General features: G+C 43.9%; 14 protein-coding genes. All 14 read right to left on the reverse strand.

Annotated elements, in window-relative coordinates; translation table 11 throughout:
• Window positions 1-178 precede the first annotated feature (178 nt).
• Window positions 179-763: an SRPBCC family protein gene (locus ACAW74_RS24340; protein ID WP_370700852.1), complete on the reverse strand. Its 585-nt coding sequence runs from the start codon at window positions 761-763 to the stop codon at window positions 179-181.
• Between the two features lie 8 nt (window positions 764-771).
• Window positions 772-1,245 carry a hypothetical protein gene (locus ACAW74_RS24345; protein WP_370700853.1) on the reverse strand — a complete coding sequence of 158 codons (474 nt, stop codon included), beginning with the start codon at window positions 1,243-1,245 and terminating at the stop codon, window positions 772-774.
• Between the two features lie 704 nt (window positions 1,246-1,949).
• A complete protein-coding gene (locus ACAW74_RS24350; RefSeq protein WP_370700854.1) occupies window positions 1,950-2,537 on the reverse strand; it encodes a Crp/Fnr family transcriptional regulator in 588 nt (195 codons plus the stop codon).
• A 361-nt stretch (window positions 2,538-2,898) separates the two neighbouring features.
• The gene (locus tag ACAW74_RS24355) at window positions 2,899-3,432 is read right to left on the reverse strand and encodes a dihydrofolate reductase family protein (protein ID WP_370700856.1); all 534 of its coding nucleotides are present in this window, start codon (window positions 3,430-3,432) and stop codon (window positions 2,899-2,901) included.
• A gap of 846 nt (window positions 3,433-4,278) precedes the next feature.
• Entirely contained in the window at window positions 4,279-4,587 is a 309-nt protein-coding gene (locus ACAW74_RS24360) for a DUF3784 domain-containing protein (protein WP_370700857.1), read from the reverse strand.
• Between the two features lie 173 nt (window positions 4,588-4,760).
• Window positions 4,761-5,243 (reverse strand): VOC family protein, encoded by a 483-nt coding sequence (locus ACAW74_RS24365; protein WP_370700858.1) that lies wholly within the window; start codon window positions 5,241-5,243, stop codon window positions 4,761-4,763.
• 356 nt (window positions 5,244-5,599) lie between these two features.
• The gene (locus tag ACAW74_RS24370) at window positions 5,600-6,097 is read right to left on the reverse strand and encodes a hypothetical protein (protein ID WP_370700859.1); all 498 of its coding nucleotides are present in this window, start codon (window positions 6,095-6,097) and stop codon (window positions 5,600-5,602) included.
• Window positions 6,098-6,408: 311 nt separating this feature from the next.
• A complete protein-coding gene (locus ACAW74_RS24375) occupies window positions 6,409-7,029 on the reverse strand; it encodes an NAD(P)-dependent oxidoreductase (protein WP_370700860.1) in 621 nt (206 codons plus the stop codon).
• Window positions 7,030-7,330: 301 nt separating this feature from the next.
• Window positions 7,331-7,537, reverse strand: a complete 207-nt coding sequence (locus ACAW74_RS24380) for a YodC family protein (RefSeq protein WP_370700861.1) — start codon at window positions 7,535-7,537, stop codon at window positions 7,331-7,333.
• Window positions 7,538-7,879: 342 nt separating this feature from the next.
• Complete coding sequence (locus ACAW74_RS24385; RefSeq protein ID WP_370700862.1) at window positions 7,880-8,425, reverse strand: hypothetical protein; 546 nt, start codon at window positions 8,423-8,425, stop codon at window positions 7,880-7,882.
• A 928-nt stretch (window positions 8,426-9,353) separates the two neighbouring features.
• Window positions 9,354-9,755 carry a hypothetical protein gene (locus ACAW74_RS24390; protein WP_370700863.1) on the reverse strand — a complete coding sequence of 134 codons (402 nt, stop codon included), beginning with the start codon at window positions 9,753-9,755 and terminating at the stop codon, window positions 9,354-9,356.
• Between the two features lie 195 nt (window positions 9,756-9,950).
• Window positions 9,951-10,415: a hypothetical protein gene (locus tag ACAW74_RS24395; RefSeq protein ID WP_370700864.1), complete on the reverse strand. Its 465-nt coding sequence runs from the start codon at window positions 10,413-10,415 to the stop codon at window positions 9,951-9,953.
• A 312-nt stretch (window positions 10,416-10,727) separates the two neighbouring features.
• Window positions 10,728-11,225, reverse strand: a complete 498-nt coding sequence (locus ACAW74_RS24400; RefSeq protein ID WP_370700865.1) for a hypothetical protein — start codon at window positions 11,223-11,225, stop codon at window positions 10,728-10,730.
• Window positions 11,226-11,624: 399 nt separating this feature from the next.
• A complete protein-coding gene (locus tag ACAW74_RS24405; RefSeq protein WP_370700866.1) occupies window positions 11,625-12,212 on the reverse strand; it encodes a hypothetical protein in 588 nt (195 codons plus the stop codon).
• Window positions 12,213-12,268: the final 56 nt, after the last annotated feature.

The raw sequence follows: 12,268 nt of genomic DNA on the forward strand, positions 1-12,268 counted from the left end.
GGTCGAGCACATGCACAAATTTACCATAGTTATACTCGGCGATTTCGTCCACAGTCATCCCGTTAGTTCGTCTTAACTCGTCAACCAGCGTCCGTAGATATCGACCCGGTAGTTGATCATCAACGACTTTCTCCAGAGGTTGACATAGGTCGTATCGCATTGGTATACATACAACAATTTAGTTGTTCAATCTTTTTTGTAGTGCTTTAAACGTCTGGAAAGGCATTTCATGAATCTTTGGATTAATCAACCATGGGGGGATATGCTGCGATGGTTCAGAATGAAAATAATAAGTTATTCTTATACGCTCATTTTCTGTCTTAAGCAAAATATAACCACTTGCCTTTTTTAATGAATACTTACATTTCATCGTACCATCAATCGCTGTGATAGCTACTTTTAGGTTATCATCCTGAAATTTTTCAAAACTCATTTTATAATTCATACATTCATTTGAGAAAGGCCAAGGATAATCTGTTTCCATAAAAAATGATTGCTCATTATCCGGCTGTGATATTAGCCGCGTTGATGCAGTAAACGCAAACCATTCAGGGTATTTAGCTACTTCTTTTAATACGTTAACAATCGCTGTTTTTGTTGTTTTCAAAGACATGACAGCTTTAAAGGCAACATAATCGCTAGTTGCAAGTTTACCCACATAAACTTCAATTCCACCTTCATCTTTGACCAGTTTCCATACGTCTTGTGCATTTGATTTTTCTATACTAATCACGACAAGTAGTATCGACACCAGAGCTCTCATAACGTTGCTTATATTATCGCTTTTTTAGCGACAACTAGTTTAATGAAATAATACAAGAAAAATGCACAAAATATAAAATCGCCTATAACAATGAATAGTATTTTAGAATTCGCAAGTCCGGAATAATAAAGCTGCAACTCGGCAATAGCAAAAGACAGTTTTCCTATCCCGCCTATAAGGGCAACGCCTGTATGCTTAATCGGATTATAAGCAACCAATAGATAGCCAACAAAGAACATTAGTGTAGTTCCCCATGCACCTTTGTATATTTCATAAAATAGAGGATCAACTAGTTCCCTCCCAAACAAACCCTGAAAAGTATATTGGGTATTGAAGTAGCCAAATCCGGCACCGACAAGATTCCAGATGGCCGCCAAAATGAACAAATTGGTAAAAAAAGGAAATTCTTTATTTCTCATAAAAGGCTCATTTTGACTAGTAAATAATAGCGCAAAACTAACGTCGGGATAGGCGCCTTGCATTTACATAGGTAAAGATTTGAAGCGTGTTTTAGCCTAGTTGATGACTGAGAGCCGGTCCATTTTGTAGTAACTAAGCTTACTGCAAATGACTCCTCAACGGTCCGCCGCTGCGGTAGGCTCTATTAACCGACCTCAGTAGGCAGCAGATAATGGTGACCGTAGCGGCGGACACTTCCTTTACCGCTTCAGCGTAAACGAAAGCACGATTCATCTTGATCGTCGATGCCCTGCTTTGGGTAACTAAGGGCCGATTGCCAGTGATGAAAACGGCCTTTTTGGGTGGTTGATTTGGCCAACAAGCTGCTGGTATTTTCCCGCTGAAAATTGGATGGTATTCTCCAGACACTTAGCGCTGAATCAAGCCAATAGGCCATCCAGCGACTGATCGGGCCCATCGTCAATGCTATATGTTGATTCGCGCTCGGTCAAGACTACCATGAAGTACGTGGTCTGAACGTACATAAGGCCGTAGTGGAGCGTCGACTTTAAGAAGGCATCCGCTCCGAATCGAATAAAGATTTTGCGCCTATTGTTAAACGGCGAGTGGTGAGAAGGCCAATTCGTTAGATGAGTCGCTTCTTCCGCCGCTGAGGTCCATCTACGCTCACACATAGTTCTTCAATAAACTGGTGCTGCTTGGTTCCTATTCAGATTATACTACAGCGAATTGAGCGTTGCAGCAGAACATAGCTCTAAAATACCTCTTACTTTTTCTTACTCATTTTGCTTCGAATACGGCTGAGTTGCGTTGCCGTGATGCCAAGATAAGAGGCGATATGATACTGAGGAATTAATTGTTCCGCTCCTTTAAATTCATCACGAAAAATTAAATAGCGTTCTTCCGCCTGAAGAATAGCCATTTCAAGCTCACGCTTTTCCTTTAACACAAAGAAATGTTCGGCAATTTTTCGCCTAAGCCTTTCAATCTCAATATTATTTTCTGATAATTCGTCAATAACAGTTATCGGAATTTTCACAACAAGACAATCAGTCAGGGCTTGCTGGGGTAGGCGATTTGGTAATCCTGTGATTAATGATACATAGGAACCAATTATAGTTGGAGCAGTAAACAGATTTTTGTTATATTCTTTCCCCTCATTTGTCACAAAAAATGAACGTACTATGCCTTTAACAAGTATTCCTACTTCACGAGAAACATCACCGTCTTTAACAAAATACTCGTATTTTTTTAGTACAGTTTCAGTAGTATTAGCTACGAGTGAAGATAGAGTTTCGGGGCATAAATTACTTATGTTAGTTAAAAACAATTCTATTTCTTTATTATTGCTCATACTATAGAACTTATTTATCTTGATCTATGGACAACTCACTGACTGGCACATGCTCAATAAAATCGACATTTTGTATTATTTATTGCGCATTTTTCTAGCCTGCTTGATAGGGTGTTGGCTAATCAGGTAGCCATAGAAACTTAAGCCTGCTTATTGTACCAGCTCTCTTATCGGCCGAAAGCTAGCCTACTGCTATTGAATGATTTAAGCTTACCAATGTCTGCGAAGGTTAACGGTAACTTCAAGACAAGTCACGATCAGGTACGTTATACTATACCGCTGACAGATCGAGCTGAAAACTCTCATCCGGGACAGGCACCCTGTCGCCCAACAAACCGCCCCACAGCATGCACAGCGCTATTCAATAATTGAGTTTGTAGGTCATCATTTGCAGTCCGTGATCATACACTGTACTATCGAGCAGTTCTGCTTTATAGTCTTTTTTGGAGTCGCCAAAAAGTTTAACGCCTTGCCCTACAATCAAAGGGCTAAGTTTTATCCTCAATATATCTATTTGTTGATGATCCAAAAGCCAGCCTGCGAATTGTCCACCCCCACATAAATATATATCCGATCCTGACTGCCGTTTAAGGTTATTGATTTCTTCAAGGCTTACTGGCTTCACCTGCACTGTCTCGTGCGGGTTATCAAAAGTCAGGTTATTAGAGAAGATATAGTGGGTCATATTCGGATAGGCAGGCTGGCCTGGCAAGATTCCAAATTTATACCCATATTCATAAGTGTTTCTTCCCATGATTACCGTATCAAAAGAAGCCAAATCATGTAGATATTTTTCTACTCCGTTTCCTTCTGCTACATACCCGCTTACGTCATCATTTGGTCCTGAGATAAACCCATCAATCGAACAAGCAACGTAATAAACTATTTTTCTCATGGTATCAACTTCTGAGTTTCAATTTTCCTTTACCTAAACAATCAGCTATCCCGTTATGACTGGCCCTTTCGATCTGTCTGAATCGCTCTTAGAGAATACGCTCTGTCGGTCAAAGACCAGAAATGACAGCCCATCTCTTCTTACTTGTAGACCGAAGCAGAGACTGGGAACCACTCTTTTTACGCACCATTTAACGCCTGCCAAGGTTGATAGTAAACACAAGATAAGCTACTATCAGGTACGTTCGACCTTTTCATGCATAGCTGGTTGGGCTACCGTGTCAGCAATCCAGTCAATTTCCTGTCTGGCGGAAGTGGCTCTGGCTACACCAGTCACTTCTGCTTAAATAACGCTTAGTATCAGCCAGGATGGTATACGCTCGATGAAGCAGCAAAACAGCAGAAGACAAGCACAGAAGGCGTATCCAGATTGAATCAGCCAACACGGTCACTACGAGCAAAAATAGCCCAAATACAAGGCGTAGAACCAGGAGGATGTTAGCTAGTAAGGTGGTCTGTTTGGTAGTCATGTTTTATAAGATTCAGGCCCTAAATCAATTAAAAAAAGTGGCTTTAAAGGTGTGTTCTTGTTTCGATCAAGACAATGTTGCCACCGTTATGTCGTCCCAACTTCGCCCTGTCGGCAGGTACGTGGTAAAGCCACCAATGACGCACCCACATCGCTTACTTGGCCAGCTCACCCAAGGCCTCAAAGAGCTGACGGTGCACCACAAGACAAGCCAAACTCAGGTACGTTACCGCCTTTACACCCTTTCTTGGTTGAGCTGCGGTATTGGCGTACTCAGTCGCTAGCCTGTCCGTGGCCAGGGAATCCCAGAGAACTAATCTATTTACTGTATTTCTGAGAACCAGCCAAAGCGACTACACCGCTAACCATAGAGAGAACCATAAAAGCTATGTATGAAAACGTCTCGGATTTGGCTGATAGGAAAAGGTGGTTCAACAGGGCGATGATCAATGCAGATAGACCGGTTGCCATGGCACAGTTTCCTATCCAAGTGGCTAGACCTGCTCGTTCCTTTACCAGACTAGGATCATAACCTGCAATCACATTAGCTAACTTGAACTTCCTGATGAGGAAACCCATGAGAACAAACAGTATCCCTATAATGGATAATATAATTGTCGCAGCCATTTATAAGCGCTTGATAGTATACTTTCTCACTACAAGTTTTTGCTTCTATCAGACGATCTTTTACCTGTCGCCCGGCTGTCTGTTCATCGGAGCGAACCTATAACACAATTCGTCTACTCCAACCGGGTGGAGCTACAGATAGGCGACTCGTTCGAAGTAAAACGGTGCAATCGTCAGGCCTCATAAGCCTGCTTGATCGCTGCCACATCGAGCTTGACCATTTTGTAAATGGCATTCAGAACTCGGTGGGTTTTTGTGGTGTCAGGATCTTTCATCATATCCCACAGAATCGTGGGCGCAATTTGCCAGTAAACACCAAATTTATCGCTCAGCCAGCCGCATTCCTGCGCTTTACCGCCTTCCAACAATTTATCCCATACGTCATCGATTTCTTCCTGAGAATCACAATTCATATAGAGCGACATGCCTTCACAAAATCTGAAGGAACTCCCTCCGTTTGCAAACTGGAATTCCTGTCCGTTAAGTTGTAGGGCAACAAGACATACACTACCAGCCGGACCAGGTTGACCTTCATTGAAATGAAGTATATTATGAATTTTCGAGTCCTTAAAGATTGATGTATAAAATCTTGCAGCTTCTTCGGCTTTGTCGTCGAAAACCAGCGACGGGAGAAATTTGGGAAGGGGTGCTTGCATGGCTATGTATCGTTAAGGTTGGCTTATCATACTTGATTCAAACTGCATAGCACAATAAAAGTTGTACAGTCGCTTAGTACTCAGCACTGGATACTGTTTCATCAGCAGTGAAGGTCAGACTTTGCGTACCTATCCTTTCTAGGCTTGCTCAGTCACAGGTACGTTGCTGAACCTACTCAATTAGTTGCCGCATTCAACAACCGAAAGAGTTAATGGCTCCACAGATTACTTGCCTGAATACACGTTCCCCGGCCTTTATATCCTTTCTTAGTTCGGCTGTCTGCGTTGATCTTGCAGCTTGCTGCCTGTCACCTAACAAACTGAGCACTCGGTACGTAACAGCCTGTGAATGAACTTTAGACACCACTTACAAAAGGGGCCATTTTCACATTTTCCAATGGAACACCCTGCTCTAAAGCGTAGCCAATAATCTTGTATTCTGAACTGTGCGCCAGAATTTTGTAAGCATCCTCATCTGATAAACCGCTCAATTTTGAACGTAGCACGGTAACGATTTGCCGATAAACCTCAATACTATCAAGCCAGACAAGCTGGCTATCACTACCTTCCCTTGATTTAGAATACGTTTCTGATAATTTGATAGGTTGTTGCTCGAACCAAATACGTGTTAGCGCAACGGGTATGAAGACGTATAGTTGATTCGTTAATTCCTCATTGCGAACGTGTTCAAAAATCTGGTTGTAAAGAAAATCGTCTGCACTTTCTTCGTCAACTTCACCCCTATTATACCATTCATCAAAATCCTCGATGAACTTGTCGATGGCAAAAAGAATGGCTTCACTGTAAGACGCAGATTGCGGTGTATCTTTCTTACCGAAAAGATTTTTGAACATCGTTTATAATTTTTCAGCCCTGACTACCTTAAGCGTTTTTGCTGTCACCCAAAAGTCGTCCAACAAGCAAAAACTTGTCCTCTGCGGTCCGCAACCTGTCGCCGCGACACTGACAAACGAACACTTTATGAATCGAACTTAACACCCGCTCGTTGACCATCAACGAGCTATGTTCCGGAACGCACGTACTTTCAATCTTTACACGCTCGCCTTCGTTGGGCTGAAAACGATAACCTGGTGGCCTGTTGCCCGACAAGCCGCCCACGAGGACTTACGCATTCACTAAATTTCCCGTCATGGCTTGCCCTAATTCAATAGGCAACGGCGATAGCTTTTTGCCAATTAGCTTGCGTGTCAAGTTGATCCAGGAGGCAATTCGCCAAATCAGCCCGCGAAATCCTGTTCGCATGAGCTAGCTCACCCGATGCACCCACGCGGTACTGACCCATTCGTTTCCCATCAAACAAAAAGGACGGTCGCACAATCGTCCAGACTAACTGGCTCTCACTTACCGTCTGCTCCATGCACCGCATATCGTCGTAGATATTCTTAAGCAGTGGCTTAATCAGCCAAACGTAAAACAAGGGGCCGACCGGTTTGTCCAGCACACCGATACTGGTAAGACAAATCAACCGCTTAACACCCGCTTTATCCATTTGATCGATAATATTGCGGGCTGACTGGCGGTAGAACGTCATCTGTTTCAAGCTGCTCTTGCCAATGACTGACAGTACAGCGTCCTGGTGCTCGAGCGCGGAAGCAAATGAATTTGGCTGCATGACATCCGCCGTTATTATCTTCAATCGTGCATGGGTTAGCGTAAAGGCCGCGGGACGACGAACGATTGCCGTTATTTCATGACCTCTATCAAGAGCTTGTAAAATCAGTTCGCGGCCTGTTCCGCCCGTAGCCCCAAAAACAGCTAGTTTCATAATGATCTGTTAAGCAGTTGGTCTGCTGCCGTGTGCTAATGGAGTAAACCTCGGTGTAGGTGAACTAGTTGATCCTGCCTACACAATCTCCTACAGCCGGCGTTGCCTTATCCTCCGGATCGTTGCGCACACGTCCGGCGTAGACTTCCATCCAACGCCCACGGGAGCTGATAATAGGCGACTCATCTGAACGCAAGTACCTGAATCGTTACACACTCGTTTGGTCGGGCTTCCTGATCTCCTTCAGGATGTGCTGCCTGTCATCGGAAAGCCAACCTACGTAGAGCAAACACGACTCTGATCAAGCTAACTGCAAGGCAGCAACAGGAAATGTGTCTTGCTGCAACGTTCCTGTTGCATCAAACCATTGACATTTAACCTGCTCTTTATCCTCCACGAGATTAATCAGTATAGTACCGGTTCCGTATTTCTTCCCGTAGCCGGTGACTGTCATCTGAGGACTGCCTGATTTAAGTTTGACTACGCTACCAATTGAGATTTGTTCCATCGTGTTATTCGTTCACCGAGCACAAAGCCCGAAGCTGACTTTTTGGGGGCAGTTAGTCTGTCGCCAAAACGTTACCCTACAAACCAAAACTTGACTTTCGAGGCGTTCGACTTGTCAGCCGCAACCTGCCGAATAAGCAATCCATCTAAACTCTGCAACCGGTCGCCCACGACCCGGAAATGCAGACATTTTTTGATCGGTTCACCCAACGCCCACAAGGGCTGATGGCCGAAAGATAAGCCACGATCAGGTACGTTACACCTTTACAACTTTGCCTGCGTTGGGCTACCGCTTTGGCATGCTCCGGGTGATTCCTGTCCAACGTGAGTGAACTCAGCAGAGCTATAAATCATGGTTTAAAAGTGATAGGCGACCTGTTTCTGATGGATAATCAAAAGGTTTATAGGTTCGTTTTAGCTGAAGATGCTCTATAGAAAGATTCTCTTTCAGCCTTACCTGCTTTGACTGAGCCTTCAGAAGATCAGATTGATGAGGCATTTCTGCCCATTCTATCGTATACTGATAAGCATCGCATATTGCGTCTTCTGCATCAGTTTTAAGGATCAGGAGATCGTGAAACTCTTTAACTTCCGAACGATCCCCCCTACTGTATGCTTCTCCTTTATACGTTGCAATAAACTGATAAAATTTATAGCTACCAGTTACAGGTTCAAAAAATGAGATTACATGATCTGAAGAATCGAGATTAGTTAAAAGGTCATCCAATTTGCTTATGCGCTTATAATTAAAATCTGCATCTGACGCGATCATTTTCAAGACATACTTTTTTGACTGTCCAAGTGGAGTTAGTGCAGTATATCGTTTATTCAGGTATTTAACTTTAGGGATTTCTTTTTCACATCCTAGCATGGAAATGATTGCACTCAAGACTATTACAGATTTAGTAATTTTTGAGCCCATGTTTTAATAGCATCAGAAGCCGAGGCTGTCAAGCGGTAATCACTCAGGTACGTTGCCATGTCGGCCGAAACCTGCCTTTCTAAAATATTAGTTCATTTATTACCCGTTCGTAAGTAGCCCATAAGCTCGATTTTGTTAGCGAGCTAAATATCAATGGATTAGCTAATTCGATCACTATTTCTTCGAGGTGCGGACTACTGTAGGATATATCTTCTCTACATTCAACGGTATTGGCCCAGTCCTGTAAGTTTTGAAGAGAAACTTCATCGAAAAGACAGCGACGGATCACGGAGGCTAGATCGTGCTGGTTAATTTCATACAAAGCTGTTGGACAATCCCAGGGATATCGATTCAACTCAGTAGTTAAACTAACCAGATCCTGTTGGAACAGAACCAAATCTCGAACTATCTCTCGCCGACTTCTCACGATGCTATATACCAAATAAGGATGTCAGAGGATAGTCAACTACTTTTTATCGCTCATTATCAGCATGATACTCTGTCGGCCATGACGTGAAATGTCCACTTACTTAGACGGGCCACCCAACGCTAGCAAAGGCTGATGGGAACCACTTTACTCACCGCAAGATACATGCCTTTGCCCTTTACACCCTTGTTTGGTTGGGTTGCCGCTTTGGCCTACTCGACCACTCTCCTGTCCGAGGTAAGTGGCCCCGGCAGAGCTAACCAACTAAACACACAACCGCTAAAGCCGAGAGAGGTGGAAGCGGCAAATCCGAGCCTGTCAAACCGTGCCCCCCAAGCACGTTGCCTTGTCGGTCGCAACGATTTCGTAAACTTGCCGTCCACCAGTAACGTTAAGAATCAACGCCCTAACTCAAAGAAATGCGAGTGTTAAAAGAGTCAAAGGATCAGTTGATATCAAGCAGGAGAGTTACTTTCGTCTGTAAATATTGTAATAAATAGCCCCGAACAGGCCACCCAATAGCGGGTAGGCGATGACAAGTGGATAAAACTGTTTAGACTTCAGTTCTAAAAAGAAGTAATTAGCATAAACCAAATACGTCGCCAGGGCAATGACTGCGCCCAAGGCTAAGTGAGATTCTCGATTGACCAGTATTTTACTGGCAACCAGTGCATATATCCCTGCCAATATCCAGAAAACCAAGCCTAAATGATAGATGTGAAAAGCCGTGTAAGACAGGTACTCTCTAAAAAAATCACCCACAGAATCGACATACGTTTTCTGGCTATGAGTGATGAGAGTAATGAACCTAATGGCACTGTCGATCGACAGCAGCAAAAAGACCAAGCCGATTAGCTTTATAGTTTTCATTTTGTCCATTGTCGCCCAAAACGTGAAATACCCACTGACCTGGACGCCCCCCAACACCCCTGAGTGTTGATGGTGAGCGAGTCATTTCACTAAACAAACGCACTTGCACCTTCACACACTCATTTGGTTGGGCTGCAACCGTCCTAGGGGACGAGCGTGTTGTTAGCGGAAGCTACCCCACGCGGAGCTTCATGTTTACTTTCGTTTAAATTTACTTTCCACAAATTCCATCAGTCTAGGTGGTGGAAATAAATGGCTTAAGGCAAAGAGCGTAGTAAACCAACCAGCTATGACAAGGCTAAAATTGGGTACGACTCTAACTCCTTGAGGTCCTTGATACACTTTTTCTGAAAGAAAAAACGAGCCTATCAACATCAAACAGCCAACACCAAAAATAACCACGGGTAACAAAAAACGTTGAGTCCACCATTGATAGACACTTTCTAAAACACGAATGGGAAGCCCCAGAATTAGACAAAGGAAAATGGATGCCGCTGATGTGAAAAAGCCAACTACAGGCTGAACGAAAGTCATACTGAAGAAGCCATCAAATCCCCCTTGATAGTCATACAAAGCCCCGAGCATATAAACACCGATCCCAAAACTGAGCGATACGAAAATCTGTAGAGCCAAAATAATGAGCCAGAAAAGTACCTTCATTAGTTCCTACCTGTCAGTTACTACATCTGCCTACGAAACTTATTCTTGTTGTCACTTAACGAGGGGGTTCACTCTGTCACATGTAGCCCGCCCATGCAAAACGACTTACCTGACTTACTGCTCCACTGTTGCAGGTAGCCCGCATTGAACGCCCAGTTTCGCGCTCGCCCCCAACGCCAACGGGTGTTGATGGTGGGCGCGAAACTCAACTAAATACATGTACCTGACCTTTACACACCCGTTTGGCTGGGCTGAAAACCTTCCTTCGGGGGTGTGCGGCCTGCCGCCAGACAGCCGCACACACGAACAATACTACCGATACGCCTTGATGGCCACTTCTAAAGCGTGGTATTTGGCAAACGGAAACTCAGCTTCCACCCACTTCGCTTTGTAACCATCCAAACCGTGTTGCTCGTACAGTTTGAAAAGCACGTTTAGCACCTCCATCGCAAATTTTTTTACGGACACTTCAAATACCATCAAATTATGAACGTGATGCTTGCTCTCATCAAACATCCCCCAACTTTTCCAATCCTCAAACTGAGTGAGCGACACGATTAATGTTTCCGTCTTACGTTTTAGTTCTAACTGGTACTCGCCTGGTTCATCCATAAATATCACTTCCTCCTGAAGTGACTCCCCACGTACCAGATGTAAAGTCGCCGAGGTAAGTTGTTCCAATGTGTCATGAAGATATGACACACTCATTTCAACCTTCTGCCCTCCAACTTCTATTACTGAATGCGCCCAACCTGCCCCAGTCAACTCGTATGTCAATTTGAAGGGTGCGGCTTTTCGCTGGTTACTCATAAATTCAAAATCTTAAAAGCATTAAGTTTTGGGGTGCTTGCTTTGTCGCCGAGACGCTGCCCCACAAACCCAATCTGCTCAACGGGGGCATTTATCGTGTCAGCTGCAACCCGCCTAACGAGCCCAAAGCTGACCTGTCGGGGCGGTTCTCCTGTCGCCGGTAATCCGCCTATGACTCACATCTTATTGTGTTCACCCAACGACCCCGAGGGTTGATGGTGGATGAAAGATAGCTCACGATCAGGTACGTGACACCTTTACACCTTCGCCTTTGTTGGGATGCCGCATTGGCCTACTCCGAGTTTTCCTGTCCGAGGTAACGCGCCACCGCAGAGCGAACTACAAGCATACAAACCGATGAAGCCAAGGTCGACTCCTGTCGACGGTAGCATCCCAACCTTAATAGCCATGACCCCTTTCTTTTTGAGTCCGTAGATCATTATAGATATAATCCCCTATGTAGTCTTTTTCACCTGTCAAAATTATTTTGTCGGACACAAGCCAATCAACTACGCGATCAACTTCCTTTTCGAGTTCTGGCCAAAAGCTGTTTAATAATTCTTGTTGTTGCTCTATCGTCAATTCTTCCCACGTGTCTGCCGTTGAATTGGGTATAGTCGGAGCTTCAACCGATAAACCATAATTGAGGCCGAGTTCTTGGAGAAAACCATATCCTCTGCAATACAGGCCATAAAACTCCATTAAAATGTAAGGTAACCTGTCAGTATTCTTCTTCGCTTCCGTTAATAGTTCAACCAATTTATAGGTTTCGTATTCACCGAGGTCAATTTGTTTTTTGAGCAAATTCCACAGTTCATACTTGGCTCCACTTTTCTTGAAATTTAAAGCAATTAACTCCAAATAATCGTCAGGACTAAGTAGCCTCTCGATTTCTTTATCGGCGTATAACCACTGCTCAAAGTCTTCAATTGTAATGTCTCCTTTGATAGTGCGATAAAACTTTTCTGCTATGTGCTGTGGCAGCATAATTCTAAAAGATTGCTTTCTCAATTGATGGGCATGTCACCAAAACAATGTCTAAC

It is taken from the genome of Fibrella musci (assembly GCF_041321105.1).
Taxonomy (GTDB): domain Bacteria; phylum Bacteroidota; class Bacteroidia; order Cytophagales; family Spirosomataceae; genus Fibrella; species Fibrella musci.